This window comes from Streptomyces sp. NBC_00377 (assembly GCF_036075115.1).
Taxonomy (GTDB): domain Bacteria; phylum Actinomycetota; class Actinomycetes; order Streptomycetales; family Streptomycetaceae; genus Streptomyces.
This window is the reverse complement of sequence record NZ_CP107958.1, coordinates 4,848,464-4,862,512: the sequence shown is the minus strand read 5'-3', so window position 1 is coordinate 4,862,512 and position 14,049 is coordinate 4,848,464. Positions and strand designations below refer to the sequence as shown.

Genomic DNA, 14,049 nt, shown 5'->3' with positions numbered 1-14,049 from the left:
GTGGACGGCAGGGGAGGCAAGGATGTTGGGCCGCATTCGGGGGTGGCAGCGGCGTCACTGGAAGGACCGCAGCAAGGCGGAGCGGGTCGAGTTCCAGACTCTGGGCACCTGGTATTTCACCACCTGGTTCTTCTCCTTCGCCTGGCTCGCGCTGCCTCTGGTGGGCGGGCTCGAGCAGCGTCCCGCGCCGCTGATCGTCGGCGGGTTGCTGCTCCTGTCGAGCGCCCTCCAGTGCGCGGAGGCCAACCGGCTGACCCGGCCCGTCCTCGACCACTATCTGCAGCGCTCCGAGCTGCCGCCGCGGGCCCTCTACCCGGCGGCCGCGCTGCTGGCCGTCAATCTGGTCCTGGACCTGGCACTCACCGTGCTCGGCGGCGCCGACCCGGTGACGGTCAGGCTCTGCATAGGAGCCGCGCTGCTGCCCTTCGGGATGCTGTACGGGATCGTGGTGCCGATCCGGCTGTTCCTGCGGCACTCGGCGCTGCTGGCGGTGCTCCTGATGGCGGCGTTCGGCTGGGCGGAACCGGACATGGCGGGGATCCTCATGGTGGGGTTCCTGACCGCCTTCGCGACATGCTTCTCACTGTTCGCCTGCCGGTGCAGTGCCTGGAACCTCGCGGTGCTGTGGGAGGCGGACCGGGCCGGTGAGGTCGAGGCGCGGCTCGCCGTCGCCGAGGAGCGGCTGCGGTTCGGGCGGGACCTGCACGACGTGATGGGACGCAACCTGGCGGTGATCGCCCTGAAGAGCGAGCTGGCCGTGCAGTTGGCGAGGCGTGGGCGGCCGGAGGCCGTGGAGCAGATGATCGAGGTCCAGCGGATAGCGCAGGATTCTCAGCGGGAGGTCCGCGCCGTGGTGCGGGGGTACCGGGAGGCTGATCTCGGGGTCGAACTGGCCGGGGCGCAAGGTGTGTTGCGGGCGGCCGGGATCATGTGCGAGGTGAGCGGAGAGTCCGGCGGTCTGCCCGCCGAGGTGCAGTCGGCGCTCGGCTGGGTGGTGCGGGAGACCACCACCAACGTGCTGCGGCACGGAGACGCCGGGCGGTGCTCGGTGGCGTTGCGGATGCCCGAGGGACGTGTGGTGCTGACAGTGGAGAACGACGGCGCCGGGTCGGTCGTCCCCGAGAGCGGGGGCGGCGGCGGTTCCGGACTCACCGGACTGCGGGAGCGGCTGCAAGGCGTGGACGGGACATTGGAGGCCGGGTTCGTCGGCCCGGGCGTCTTCCGGGTCGTCGCCGAGGTGCCGCTGAGCGGAAAGGCTGCTGTGAGAGAGGTCACTTCATGACCGTGCGGGTGCTGCTCGCCGACGACGAACACCTCATCCGGGGGGCGCTGGCCGCGCTGCTCTCCCTCGAGGACGACCTGGTGATCGTCGCCGAAGCGGCCACCGGACCGGAGGCGCTGGCCATGGCACTGGCACACCGGCCGGACGTCGCCGTCCTGGATCTACAGATGCCCGGCGCCGACGGTGTGAGCGTCGCCACATCCTTGCGGGCCGAACTGCCGGACTGCCAGGCACTGATCGTCACGAGCCACGGCCGGCCCGGGCACCTCAAGCGGGCGCTCGCGGCCGGAGTGCGGGGGTTCGTCCCGAAGACGGTGAGCGCACAACGGCTCGCGGAGATAATCCGGACCGTGCACGCGGGGAACCGTTATGTCGACCCGGAGTTGGCCGCCGACGCGATCGCCGCCGGCGACTCGCCGCTGACCTCGCGCGAGGCGGAGGTGCTCGAACTCGCCGCCGACGGCGCGCCCGTGGCGGAGATCGCCGAGCGGGCGGCGCTGTCCCAGGGGACCGTGCGGAACTATCTGTCGTCGGCCGTCTCGAAGCTCGGCGCGGAGAACCGGCACGCGGCGGTACGGCTCGCGCGGGAGCGGGGTTGGGTATAGTTGGCCTCGCGCCACGGCGCACTGCGGACGTAGCTCAGTTGGTAGAGCGCAACCTTGCCAAGGTTGAGGTCGCGAGTTCGAGCCTCGTCGTCCGCTCCATCGTGAAAGGCCCCGGTCATCGACCGGGGCCTTTCACGCGTCAGGCCCAGCTGGTGCCCGTCAGGCGCTCGTACGCCTCGATGTACTTCGCGCGGGTGGCGTCCACGATGTGCTGCGGCAGAGGCGGCGGGGGCTGCTCGCCCGCGCGGTCCCAGCCGGACTCGCCCGAGGTCAGCCAATCGCGCACGAACTGCTTGTCGTACGACGACTGTGCGCGGCCGGGCTGCCACTGGTCGGCCGGCCAGAAACGGGAGGAGTCCGGTGTGAGGACCTCGTCGGCGATGACCAGGTTCTCTCCCTCGAAGCCGAACTCGAACTTGGTGTCGGCGAGGATGATGCCCCGGTCGCGGGCGATGTCGCGGGCGCGGCTGTAGACGGCGAGCGTCGCCTGGCGGAGCTGGGCGGCGGTGTCGGCGCCGACCTGGCGGGCGACCTCCTCGTAGGAGACGTTCTCGTCGTGCTCGCCGACGGCGGCCTTGGTGGCGGGGGTGAAGATCGGGGCGGGAAGTTCGCTGCCGTCGACCAGGCCCTCGGGGAGGGCGAGGCCGCAGACCGTGCGGGACTCCTTGTACTCGACGAGGCCCGAACCGGTGAGATATCCGCGGGCCACGCATTCGACGGGGACCATCTGGAGCGACTTGCAGACCAGGGTGCGACCCTCCCAGTCGGCGGGGGCGCCGGCGGGCAGCTCCGTGCTCAGGACGTGGTTCGGGACCAGGTCGGCGAGCTGGTCGAACCACCACAGGGAGAGCCGGGTGAGGACGCGGCCCTTGTCGGGGATCTCGGTCGGCAGCACCCAGTCGAAGGCGGAGGTGCGGTCGCTGGCGACCATCACGAGGTCGCCCGCCTCGTTCTGGTACAGCTCGCGCACCTTGCCGGTGTGCAGGTGCACCAGGCCCGGCACCTGAAGGGGCTCGGGCTTTTCTACGAATCCGGACACGGTTCCTCCCCGTGGTTCTGTCCTAGTGGGCCGATTGTCCCGTACATCGGGATCGGTCCAGGACAGCGGGTGGGCGAGCGGGCGTACAGAAGCCGGCAGGGCGGCAGTGCAGGGGGCAGCCGAGGGGGCAGCAGGAGCGGGCCGGGCGGAGGCGCGGGGGCCGGTGACCGGGGTGCAGTGGTCAGTCGCGTTTGCAGATGCGGTCCAGGAGATTGGCCGTGGCGCGCTGGACACGGGGGTCCACATGGCCGGGGCGGTCCAGGGCCGGGGACCAGGCGAAGGTGCCGGAGGCGAAGACGAGGGCGCCGGAGGGCGCCCGGTAGAGGGAGGTCTCCTGGTGGCGCAGGACGCCCTCGCTGTCGGCGTAGGGGGAGTGGGCGAGGAGTATGCGGTCCTCGTGGGGCGGGAGCGGGGTGCGCGGGAAGTAGCGGTCGGCCTCACCCGCCACCAGGTTCTCGATGCCGTCGCCGTCGAGCGCGCCGGTCGCCTCCCACAGCCAGTGGCCGGCGTTGCGGACGATCAGCGGGTGCGGCTCGGGCACCCGGCCCGCGTACTGGATGCCGACCAGCTGCTGTTCCGCGCGGTCGATCTCGCGCCAGAGGACGGGCTTGCCGGGTCCCCTGCGCTTGCGGCAGGTGAGCAGGCGGCCCGGGACTCCGGACGGAGACGGACCCAGCTCCACCTGCCAGTAGAGGGAGTTCGCGGAGAGGAAGACGAGCGAGGTGCCGCTGTCCCGGGCGAGTTCCACGGCGCGGCGCATCGGGGCGGACCAGTACTCGTCGTGTCCGGGGAAGACCAGTCCCCGGTAGCGGGTGGGGTCGATCTGACCGGCGTGCAGATCGCGGGCGTCGGCGTACGCGAGGTCGTAGCCGTAGCGCTCGGCGAAGCGGATGAAGTCGTAGGCGTGGCCGACGTGGAGCGGGAGGCCGGCACCCGCGTAGGGGCGGTCGAAGGAGACCGTGGTGGCGGCGTCGGCCTCGCCGAGGAGACGGCCCTTCTCGTCCCAGGCGTGGTAGAGGCTGGCGCCGCTGCGGCCGTCCTCGGGATAGAGGTTGTAGGCCTGCCAGGTGATGTCGGGAAGGAGCAGGAGCAGGTCGGCGGGGCGCTGGTCGCGGACCGTGAAGGGCACGTGGGAGCGGTAGCCGTCGACGGTGGTCAGGACGGCTACGTACGCGCCGACGTTCCAGTACGACGGGACCTGTAAGCGCCAGGAGAGCCACCAGTGGTGGCAGGAGACCGTGCGGTCGGCGGTCAGCGGCGGGGGCTGGACGATGCCGGAGAGGCGCGGGCTGGTGGTGATCTTGGCGGCGCCGTCGCCGTCGTAGTGACCGATGCGGTAGATGTCGACGCTGAACTCCTGGGGCGGGTCGACCGTGATGTGGAAGTCGACGGCGTCCCCGGGGGCGACCGCGCCGGTGGAGACGAAGCCCTTGATCTGGCGTCGCACGTCGTCGGCCGAGCGGGGGCCGCCGGCCGAGGACGCGGCACGGGGGGCCGGCACGCGGGGGGCGCCGCCCCGGGGGGCGGCGGGGGCCGGGTCCACGTACCAGGGGACGACGTGGCCGGTGTCGTCGAAGTACGTCTCGCTCCCTCGCAGCCAGGGGACGGGGCCCTGTCCGAAGGGGTCGGTCACGGCGTGGGCCAGTGCTCCCGACTCCCATCGGCGGATGTGCTCCGGTCCTGGTGCCTGTCCTGGTCCGGGTCCCATGGTGCTCCCCTCCCTCGTGCCCCCGCGATGGTTCGTGCGCTTGCGTGACCGCCGTGCGCGTCCGGCCTATGTCGCAAGCCCTTGCCATGGGCTGTATCAGTCCCAGCACATCACATAACGCGCGCAGGCAGTCACTAGTCGTTGCGAATTGGCCGAAAGTGGAATCAGAGGCTCCGATAGGGCTCGGGCGACGGTCCGGTGCGGCTGTCACGGGCGGGCCGGTCGGCTCGGGGGCGGCGCTGGGGAGGGGGTGGCGCCGGGGGGTGGGGCGGCGACGGGCTGGTGTGGGGTGACGCGATTCCGGGGCGGGGGCAGCAGGGCAGCCGGCGCTTCGGGTGCGTGGAGGTCCTCGGGAGCGAACGAGCGCGTGGGGCGCTTCGGATGCCTGAGGGCTCGGGCGGGTTCAGCCGAGGCGTACCGGCTTCTCCGGGCGTATGCCGCGCTCCACGAGCCAGGTGCGCAGGGGGATCGCGTCGCCCTCCTCGACGAGGCTGAGCACCCGGGGGGTCAGGTCGGCCACGCGTTCGCCGTCGACCAGGAGGGTGGGGCCGTCGAGCCAGTCGAGGCCGGGGATCGCGCCGACCGTGTCCATCGCGGCGCAGCAGACCATCGCCGTGACATGGTCGGCCAGCAGCTCGCGGTCGGTGCGCGGCGGCTGGAGCGGGAACAGCGGGAGCGCGTCCTCGTCCCAGAGGGCCATGTCCGGCCCTTGCCCCGGGGGCGGAGGACCGGCAGGCACGGGCGGCGCCGCAGCCGAGGCCGCGGCCTCCTCCCGCCCCAGCTCGGCACCGAGCCCGGCGGCGAGGGCGGCGCTGCGGGGGTTGGGAGGCACGGTGTCCTCGTCATCGGAGAGGAAGGCGGGCTCGGGTTCCGGAGCGGGGGCCGGGGCGGGGTCCTGGTCCGCAGCGGGGCCGGAGTCCGGGTCGGGGCCGGTCCCTGGGCCCAGGCCGGAGACGGGGGTGACGGGGGAGGCAGAGGTGTTGGGAGTGGCGGCCGGCGTGGTGGGGCGGTGCGTGGGGGTCCAAGTCGGGACCGGGGGGTCGGTGGGGCCTGCGTCGAGGGGGCCCGCGTCGATGGGGGAGGACGGGTACGGTGCCGGCTCGGGTCCAGGGGCGAAGGGCGTACCGGCCTGTGTCGCCGTCCCGCGGGGGGCAGCCGACGGGGCCGGGTTCGGGGGGTGGGGCGCGTCGGCGTCGTCGGGCCGGTCCGTCAGGTGGTCCAGGACGCGGGCCAGGGTGGGGCCGCTGGGGCTGCCGGGATGGGACAGGGCGGTGAGGCCCGGGGCGCGGCGGACGCCGAGGGCGTCGAGGACGCGGTGGAGCCGCGCGGCGTCGGTACGCCATTTGCGGTCGACGACCTCGTCCGGGTAGTCCTCCCAGGCCACCGGCGACCAGTCCGGACCCGGGTCCGCGGGGCCGCCGTGGAAGAGGCGGGCGGCGAGCAGGGAGGCGGCCTCGTCGATCGTGCCCGGCTCCTCGAGCAGGTCGCAGGCGGGGCGCTCGCCGAGGCGGGAGGCGAACCCCTCGGCCAGCCGGTCACGGCGGGACAGTTCGGTCAGGGCGGCGACGACGCCCGCGTCCAGCCGGGAGGGCCAGCGGCCCATCCGCCAGGCGGGCAGCGCCACGCGCGTCAGCAGACGGTCCCAGCCCGCGTACGCGAGACCCACCTGCTCCTGGGCGACGATGCGCAGCCCGTAGTCCACGCTCTGTGCACGCTCGGCGGCCGCCGCGGCCACCCCGCGCTCCATCTCGCCCGCGTGGGTCTGACAGCCGCGCAGCATCGCGCGCGCGACCCAGCCGATGCCCGAGCAGGCCGGACGCAGCACGGGATACCGGACGCCGCGGTAGCCGCAGACGGCCACGGCCGCATCCAGCCCGCGCACGAAGCGCCGGGCCGCCGCTATGTCGGGGTGCGCGGAGGGGCCTGTACCGGCGACGACCGGGGCCAGGACGGCGCGCAGTTCGCCGACCCGCATCCACCACAGGAACGGGGAGCCGATGACGAGGACCGGTGCCGCTGTCGCACGGCGGTGCAGGGGGCCGCGGGAGCCGCCCGGGCCGGCTATCTCGTCAGCGCCGCGGGATGGGGACGGGCCGTGGGCCGGATGGGTGCGGTCCTCCAGCCAGCTGTCGCAGTCCGGGGTGAGCGCTATCGCGGAGGGCGCGGGGACGTCGAGACGGTCGGCGAGGTCACGGACCAGCCGGTACAGGTCGGGGGCCGCCTCCTCCGCGATGGTGACCGTGGGGCTCACGGCGGGGCGCGCGCGGGCGACGACCAGGCCGATGACACCGGCGGCGAGCAGGACGACGAGCGCGACGGCGGACACGGCCCAGCGGGCGGCTCCCCACCCCGGGCCCACGAGGTGCCCGGTGGAACCACCGGCCAGGAGGATCACGGCGGCGGCCGCGGGCAGCAGCGCGACGGCGAGCGCCCGGCTTCGGATGCGCAGCACCGCCAGCGCCCGGGCACGGGCGGCCTGCGCGCCCATCTCGACACCGATACCGGTCACGACCGGACCTCACCCCCTCTCGGCTGTCCTGTTTCCCCCGGCTGTCTTCGCAGTGCTCACTCCCCCACTGTGGCACCGACCACCGACATCGCAATGCCGGTGGGCCAAGTGCCGGAACGAGTACCGGAACGCTTGCGCCGCACCCTAGTTGGCGCTCCGGCCCACGTCAGCCGGATAGCTCAGCGCTCACACGATGGAATGGCTTTGGGGAAAGGTGGGGGGCGGTGGACAACGATCAGGCCCCGGGTTCCATGGGTCCTCGACGAGGAGTTCCACGGCCACCCGGGGCCTGAGAGGTTTCCGAGGTCGGTGAGGTTCCGCTCGGCCAGCGGCTACGCGCCCGTCGCCGCCTTCGCCGCGATGTCCGTGCGGTGCTGGGATCCGTCGAGTCCGATGCGGGCGACCGCCCGGTAGGCGCGCTCGCGGGCCTCGGTGAGGTCGGTGCCGGTCGCGGTGACGGACAGCACGCGCCCGCCGGCGCTGACGACGGTGTCACCGTCGTACTTCGTGCCCGCGTGCAGCACGTACGCGTGCGGGGCGTCCACGGCGGCCACCTCGGCGAGACCGGTGATCGGGTCGCCGGTGCGCGGGGTGCCGGGGTAGTTGTGGGAGGCGATGACGACCGTGACGGCCGCGTCGTCGCTCCAGCGCAGGGGCGGCAGGTCGGCCAGTTCGCCGGTGGCGGCCGCCTTGAGGACCTCGGCCAGCGGGGTCTTCAGGCGGGCCAGGACGACCTGCGTCTCGGGGTCGCCGAAGCGGGCGTTGAACTCGATCACCCGGATACCGCGGCTGGTGATCGCGAGGCCGGCGTAGAGCAGTCCGGAGAAGGGGGTGCCGCGGCGGCGCAGCTCGTCCACGGTCGGCTGGAGAACCGTCTCCAGGACCTCCTCCACCAGCTTCGGGTCGGCCCAGGGCAGCGGCGAGTAGGCGCCCATGCCACCCGTGTTGGGGCCCTCGTCGCCGTCGAGCGCGCGCTTGAAGTCCTGGGCGGGCTGGAGCGGGACGACGCTCACGCCGTCGGTGACGGCGAAGAGGGAGACCTCAGGGCCGTCGAGGAACTCCTCGATCACGACGCTTCCGCCCTGCCTGGACGGCGTGGGAGGCACTGCCATGCAGGCGGCCGCGTGGGCCGTGGCGGTCGCCAGGTCGTCGGTGACGACGACGCCCTTGCCGGCGGCCAGCCCGTCGTCCTTGACGACGTACGGAGCGCCGAAGGCGTCGAGGGCCTCGGCGGCCTCCTCGGGGGTGGTGCAGACGTAGGAGCGGGAGGTCGGTACGCCGGCCGCGGCCATCACGTCCTTGGCGAACGCCTTGGAGCCTTCGAGCTGCGCGGCCTCCTTCGAGGGGCCGAACACCGGGATGCCCGCCTCGCGCACGGCGTCGGCGACCCCGGCGACCAGCGGCGCCTCCGGGCCCACGATGACCAGTTCGGCGCCGAGCTCGACGGCGAGCGCGGACACGGCCTCGCCGTCCAGGGCGTCTACCGGGTGCAGCTCGGCGACCTCGGCGATGCCGGCGTTGCCCGGGGCGCAGTACAGCGCGGTGACGGCGGGATCGAGGGACAGTGAGCGGCACAGGGCGTGTTCGCGGGCGCCGCTGCCGATGACGAGGACGTTCACGGGGGTCAGCCTAACGGGCGGGAGGCGGGGCGTTTTGTGCGGGCTTCCGAAAGCCGGCGGGCGAGGACCTCGTAGGTTCCTCCGAAGACGCCCCGTGTCCTCCCCTTGTGTCCGCTCCGCCCGGTCCCGGGTCCGCCGACTACTCGTTGGTGAACTCCTCCACGACGGTCGCTCCGAGCTCGCGCACGATCAGTTCGTATCCGGAGAGGGCCGACTCGTTGAGGTCGGGGTCGTCGTCCTCGGGAGTGTCGTCCTCCGGGGCCACCGGTTCCGGGGCGGCCGGACGGGACGGGGCCGGCGCCGAGTAGGGGGCCGACGGGCCCGCCTGGGCAGCCTGCTGGGGGGGCGCGCCGTGGGCGGCCGGTGGCTGGGGCGGGGCCCCTCCCGGCGGGGCCGCCGGTCCGCCACCGCCGTGGCCGCCGGGGCCGTTGTGGCCTCCGGGGCTGCCGTAGCCGCCGGGCGCACCGGCCCCGCCGCCACCTCCGCTGCCGCCGCCGAACCCGCCGGTCGCCGGGGGCGCCGAGCCGCCGGACGGGTCGATGACCGCGTCGATCTTCCACTGGACGCTGAACTGCTCGGCCAGCGCCTGCCGCAGCACGTCCTCGCTGCCACTGCTCGCGAAGTTGTCGCGGGCGCCGGCGCTGGCGAAACCGAGCTGGAGCGTCGTGCCGTCGAAGCCCGCGACGTGCGCGTTCTGGCTGAGCAGGATCCAGGTGAAGCGACGGCGGTTCTTGACCGCCTCCAGGATGTTCGGCCAGAGCATGCGGGGGTCGAGGCCGCCGGAGGGGGGCGCGTAGGCGCCGGAGGGGGGCGCGGGAGTGGCCGCCGGGGTCGGGGCGGCAGTCGCAGGACCGGTCGGGGCCGTGGCGGAGGGAGCAGGGGCGGGGGCCGCCGGGGGCCGTCCGCCGCCACCCGCGGGCGCTGCCGTGGGCCAGCCGCCGGGGCGGCGCCCGCTGCCCGCCGCGGTGGCGGTGGGCCAGGCGCCGGGGGCGGGCTGGGCAGGCGCCTGGGGAGCGGCGGCGGGAGCTTGAGGGCTCGCGGCCGGAACCTCCGCCGCCGGTGGGGCGGCGGCCGCGGCGGGAGCGGGAGCGGGCGTGTGGGCAGGGGCGGCCGGAGGCTGGGCGGGCGCCTGCGCTCGGCCGGGAGACTGACCCTGTGCGGCCTGGCCCTGCGCTGCCTGACCCTGCGTTGCTTGCCCCGGACCGGCACTGCTCTGCCCGGCGCCCGGGCCGGGGCCCCGTACCGCGGCGCGGGCGGCAGCGGCTCCGCCACCGGGCGGAATCGGCGCGCCCCCAGCCACGGCGGCACCGCCGTGCACCTCGGGCCCGGGCACGTAACCCATCGCCGGCATCACGGGCGCTCCCTGCGCCGTGCCCTGCCCGGCGCCGCCCGGCGAGAAGTTCACCCCGCGCTCGATGCGGTCGAGGCGGGCCATGACGGACCGCTCGTCGCCGTAGGCGGCGGGCAGCATCACGCGCGCGCAGATCAGTTCGAGCTGGAGACGTGGCGAGGTGGCGCCGCGCATCTCGGTGAGGCCCTCGTTGACGAGGTCGGCGGCGCGGCTCAGCTCCGCGGCGCCGAAGACGCCGGCCTGGGCCTGCATGCGCTCGATCACGTCGGCGGGGGCGTCGATGAGCCCCTTCTCGGCCGCGTCCGGGACGGCGGCGAGGATGACGAGGTCCCGCAGCCGCTCCAGCAGGTCGGCGACGAAGCGGCGAGGGTCGTTGCCCCCCTCGATGATCCGGTCGACGACCTCGAAGGCGGCGGCGCCGTCACCGGTGGCGAACGCCTCGACGACGGAGTCGAGCAGCGAGCTGTCCGTGTAGCCGAGCAGGGAGGTGGCCATGGCGTACGTCACACCGGCCTCGGTCGCACCGGCGAGCAGCTGGTCCATGACGGACATGGAGTCACGCACGGATCCGGCCCCGGAGCGCACGACGAGCGGCAGCACGCCCTCCTCGACGGGGATGGCCTCCTTGCCGCACACCTCACCGAGGTAGTCCCGCAGCGTTCCCGGCGGCACCAGCCGGAACGGGTAGTGGTGGGTCCGCGACCGGATGGTCCCGATGACCTTCTCCGGCTCGGTCGTGGCGAAGATGAACTTCAGGTGCTCCGGCGGCTCCTCGACCACCTTGAGGAGCGCGTTGAAACCGGCCGGCGTGACCATGTGGGCCTCGTCGATGATGTAGATCTTGTAGCGGCTGCGCGCGGGCCCGAAGAAGGCCTTCTCCCGCAGGTCACGGGCGTCGTCCACACCGCCGTGGGAAGCGGCGTCGATCTCGATGACGTCGATCGAGCCCGGCCCGTTCCTGGCCAGGTCCTTGCACGACTCGCACTCCCCGCACGGGGTCGGCGTGGGCCCCTGCTCGCAGTTCAGACACCGGGCGAGGATCCGCGCGCTGGTGGTCTTCCCGCACCCACGCGGCCCGCTGAACAGGTACGCGTGATTGACCCGGTTGTTCCGCAGCGCCTGCTGCAACGGGCCGGTGACATGCTCCTGCCCGATGACCTCGGCGAACGACTCCGGGCGATAGCGGCGGTACAGCGCGAGAGACGACACGCATACGAGGTTATAGGCGACCACTGACATCAGGTCGCCGCGCGTACCCGGCCGCCCGGCCCCCACGCGCACCCGTCCCGGCCCCGCCGAGAACGCAAGCGCCCCCCACGCACCCGCCAGAGCCAACCTACCCTTGCTGCCTTCCGGCCCTGGGGGAGTTCAGTCAGATAGCGCCGCGTGAGGGGCTGCGCACAGGCTACAGGATCTGAGCGGGGGGAACGAGTTCGCGAGCACTCCTCAACGTCTTGTATTGTTTGCCGCGGAGGATTCGCCTAGTGGCCTAGGGCGCACGCTTGGAAAGCGTGTTGGGGGCAACCCCTCACGAGTTCGAATCTCGTATCCTCCGCCAGTGCCTCACCGGGCACGATGTCGAAGGGCCCCACCGTTCGCGGTGGGGCCCTTCGTCGTTGTCCTCGGCTCTCCCGGCCGTTCGAGGCGGGACACCCCGCGCGGTCTTCCCCCGTCGGCCGGAGCGGAAAGCCGGAGCCCTGCGCGCCGGACGCCCGGGAGGAGTGGGTCGTGTTCCCGAGCCGTCGGATCCGGAGATAACGGTTAGGTCTGGGCCCTTCGAGGGCTGTCCGTGGAACGCCCAGGTCAGCGGCGTTTGGCTGTCGTTATTTCGAGCGGAGCGGTGCTCACTCGCCGGGTCTGTGACGAACAGCGGGGGCGGACGGCCGCTACGAGCGGTACATGCAGGCCCATACTGGAGGCAATGACAAAGCCAACTGCACCGAAGCGGTACCTGCCTACCAGTCCCTTCAAGGCCCCGGCCGCACCGGCTCCCAAGCACTTCGAGGTCGGCGACCAGGTCACGCACGACATGTACGGCCTCGGCCGGGTGATCGGCATCGAGGACGGAATCGCCGCGCTCGTGGATTTCGGTTCGGCGCAAATGCGGATCCTGAGCCCGTACAGCAAGATGAGCAAGCTGTAGGACCGCTGTGCCCGGTCACGGCACACCAGGTCCTCGCACGGGCCTGTAACGAATGGGAGACCTCTCATCGACCCCACCTCGCTGTTCTCCGCTCCGGAAGGGGCGACCCGCCATGCCACCGCGGCATCGCCGCCCCCGACGACGAACCCCTTCCAGGCCCCGGACTTCGGGGAGGACGAGATCTTCCTGCTCGACGACGCGCAGACCTCCCTCTCCGGCATGGGTGCGGCTCAGCGCAAGGCGAGCTAGCCCCGGCCGGTGACAGTGGCTTCGCAGCCGGTCACAAAAAGGGCCGCCGACGTCGATACGTCGGCGGCTCTTATCTGTTCGGCGGCCCTTACCGTTCCGCGGCTCGGCCGGACGGCTCGTCCGGGTCGACGGCCCGCGCGGGTCGCTGTACGGGTCAGCGGGTTCCGGCGGCCAGGAGTGTCAGCTCGTCGAGGAACGCCTCCGCCAGCAGGCCGGCGTCCTGACTGCCCGAGTTGGTGGCGACGCTCAGTGTGTGGCCCGGTGTGCAGCCGCCCAGCGCGAAGGTCGCCGTGTCGGCCGGGGGCACCATCGGGACGATGGTGAGGCGCCGCAGCGGACGTCCGGCCAGGGTCTGGCCCCGCTCGCGCAGATGGACGTAGGAGCAGGCCGCCGGGGCGTACGCGGGCGCGAAGATCCTGCCCCCGGCCAGTGCCAGGGCCGCCCCCGGGATCGCCGCGAGCGTGCCCTCCAGCAGCCTCTCGGAGGTGCGCCGGGGCCGGGTCACGGTGGTCAGCAGACCGGTGCACGCGCTCAGGCGGGCCGCCGGGTCGGACAGCGTCACCGGCGCGGGCACCCGGACGTTGGCGAACGCGTTGCCGAGGAACTCACCGCAGTCGTCGGGCCGCTCGTCGACCGGCACCGAGAGCCACACCTGCCTCGGCTCCGCACTCCCGTCACCCGCGCCGCCTGCGGAGCCGGAGGCCGAGGCCGAGGCGGACAGGCAGGAGCGCAGGACGCCGGAGACCGTCGCCAGGAACACCTCGTTGGTGGTCGCCGGGCGCTCGGAGCCGGCGTCCCCCGCGCGGACGGCTTCGCGCGCCGCCCGCAGGACGTCGGCCCGCAGCCGTACGACGGTGTACGCGGGCTCCCGTGCGCCCTGGTGCGGCAGGGGCACCGCGCGGCCGGTGGTCAGCAGGCCCGGCGGGCCGCTCGCCGTCACGCCGGGGCGGACGGTCCGTCGCCGGGGGCCGGGCACCGCCAGTGACGCGGCCTCTTCCAGCGGCCGGCCGTCGTCGAAGAGGGCGCGCAGCAGCGTCGTCAGGGAACGGCCGTCGAGCAGGCTGTGGTGCATCCGGAACAGCAGGGAGAACTCCCCTTCCGTCGTGCCGCGCAGAAGGTGCAGGCTCCACGGCGGCCGGCCGGCCGGGAACGGCCGGTGGAACCAGTGGTTCACCGCCTCCCGCAGGGTGCTGTCCGCGCCGGCGACCTGCTGGGCCGGGCCGTGGTCGTCCCGGCGTGCCCAGCGGTGCCGGCCGGTCCACCGGCCCAGGCCGGTCCGGACACCGCCGGGGGCGACCAGGGTCTGGGTGAGCCTCGGCAGGGCCTTCCAGCGTTCTTCCACCAGGGAGCGCAGCTCGTCCAGCGCGGGCGGGGCGCCCACGAAGTCCAGGGCGATCCCGGCGTTGGGCGGGCCGAACGGCCAGCGGGCCATCCCCTCTTCCATCAAGGGCAGATGCGATCCGGGCATGAGACTGCTCCTGTCATGAGCCGTCCCCGCCGTGGGCCGGTCCGGTGGGCCGGCCGCCGGGGGACGACGTCCTGTA

The 14,049-nt window shown here is 73.5% G+C and carries 9 protein-coding genes, 2 tRNA genes and 1 other RNA gene; 5 read left to right on the top strand and 7 right to left on the bottom strand.

Going from position 1 to position 14,049, the window contains the following annotated elements; all coding sequences use genetic code 11:
- Positions 1-22: 22 nt before the first annotated feature.
- The 3 genes from OHS71_RS21845 to OHS71_RS21835 all read left to right on the top strand — a co-directional run bounded on the left by OHS71_RS21845 (position 23) and on the right by OHS71_RS21835 (position 1,986).
- Positions 23-1,282 carry a sensor histidine kinase gene (locus tag OHS71_RS21845; protein ID WP_328481058.1) on the top strand — a complete coding sequence of 420 codons (1,260 nt, stop codon included), beginning with the start codon at positions 23-25 and terminating at the stop codon, positions 1,280-1,282.
- Positions 1,279-1,887, top strand: a complete 609-nt coding sequence (locus OHS71_RS21840) for a response regulator transcription factor (RefSeq protein WP_328481057.1) — start codon at positions 1,279-1,281, stop codon at positions 1,885-1,887. Before OHS71_RS21845 ends, OHS71_RS21840 begins: the two co-directional genes overlap by 4 nt.
- A gap of 23 nt (positions 1,888-1,910) precedes the next feature.
- Positions 1,911-1,986 (top strand) — tRNA-Gly (locus OHS71_RS21835).
- 40 nt (positions 1,987-2,026) lie between these two features.
- On the opposite strand, the gene OHS71_RS21830 is transcribed toward OHS71_RS21835, so the two are convergent.
- The 6 genes from OHS71_RS21830 to ffs all read right to left on the bottom strand — a co-directional run bounded on the left by OHS71_RS21830 (position 2,027) and on the right by ffs (position 11,512).
- Positions 2,027-2,926, bottom strand: coding sequence for a phosphoribosylaminoimidazolesuccinocarboxamide synthase (locus OHS71_RS21830; RefSeq protein ID WP_328481056.1), 900 nt, complete (start codon positions 2,924-2,926; stop codon positions 2,027-2,029).
- Positions 2,927-3,107: 181 nt separating this feature from the next.
- Complete coding sequence (locus OHS71_RS21825) at positions 3,108-4,634, bottom strand: N,N-dimethylformamidase beta subunit family domain-containing protein (RefSeq protein ID WP_328481055.1); 1,527 nt, start codon at positions 4,632-4,634, stop codon at positions 3,108-3,110.
- 403 nt (positions 4,635-5,037) lie between these two features.
- Positions 5,038-7,143 carry a hypothetical protein gene (locus tag OHS71_RS21820; protein ID WP_328481054.1) on the bottom strand — a complete coding sequence of 702 codons (2,106 nt, stop codon included), beginning with the start codon at positions 7,141-7,143 and terminating at the stop codon, positions 5,038-5,040.
- A gap of 332 nt (positions 7,144-7,475) precedes the next feature.
- On the bottom strand, positions 7,476-8,762 hold the full coding sequence (gene purD, locus OHS71_RS21815) for a phosphoribosylamine--glycine ligase (protein WP_328481053.1): 1,287 nt from the start codon (positions 8,760-8,762) through the stop codon (positions 7,476-7,478).
- A 139-nt stretch (positions 8,763-8,901) separates the two neighbouring features.
- Positions 8,902-11,322 (bottom strand): DNA polymerase III subunit gamma and tau, encoded by a 2,421-nt coding sequence (locus tag OHS71_RS21810; protein WP_328481052.1) that lies wholly within the window; start codon positions 11,320-11,322, stop codon positions 8,902-8,904.
- Between the two features lie 91 nt (positions 11,323-11,413).
- Positions 11,414-11,512, bottom strand: an RNA gene (gene ffs / locus OHS71_RS21805) — signal recognition particle sRNA small type.
- Between the two features lie 71 nt (positions 11,513-11,583).
- Between ffs and OHS71_RS21800 the strand changes: the two genes are divergently transcribed.
- Positions 11,584-11,671: transfer RNA gene (locus OHS71_RS21800), tRNA-Ser, on the top strand.
- 363 nt (positions 11,672-12,034) lie between these two features.
- Positions 12,035-12,256, top strand: coding sequence for a hypothetical protein (locus tag OHS71_RS21795; RefSeq protein ID WP_328481051.1), 222 nt, complete (start codon positions 12,035-12,037; stop codon positions 12,254-12,256).
- Positions 12,257-12,659: 403 nt separating this feature from the next.
- Here OHS71_RS21795 and OHS71_RS21790 read toward each other — a convergent pair whose 3' ends face one another.
- On the bottom strand, positions 12,660-13,973 hold the full coding sequence (locus OHS71_RS21790; RefSeq protein ID WP_328481050.1) for a wax ester/triacylglycerol synthase domain-containing protein: 1,314 nt from the start codon (positions 13,971-13,973) through the stop codon (positions 12,660-12,662).
- Positions 13,974-14,049 lie beyond the last annotated feature (76 nt).

Excerpts from the sequence above, each read along its gene's own strand:
- OHS71_RS21845 (WP_328481058.1), top strand. The coding sequence starts at position 23 with ATGTTGGGCCGCATTCGGGGGTGGCAGCGGCGTCACTGGAAGGACCGC.
- OHS71_RS21840 (WP_328481057.1), top strand. The coding sequence starts at position 1,279 with ATGACCGTGCGGGTGCTGCTCGCCGACGACGAACACCTCATCCGGGGG.
- OHS71_RS21825 (WP_328481055.1), bottom strand. The coding sequence starts at position 4,634 with ATGGGACCCGGACCAGGACAGGCACCAGGACCGGAGCACATCCGCCGA.
- OHS71_RS21795 (WP_328481051.1), top strand. The coding sequence starts at position 12,035 with ATGACAAAGCCAACTGCACCGAAGCGGTACCTGCCTACCAGTCCCTTC.
- OHS71_RS21790 (WP_328481050.1), bottom strand. The coding sequence starts at position 13,973 with ATGCCCGGATCGCATCTGCCCTTGATGGAAGAGGGGATGGCCCGCTGG.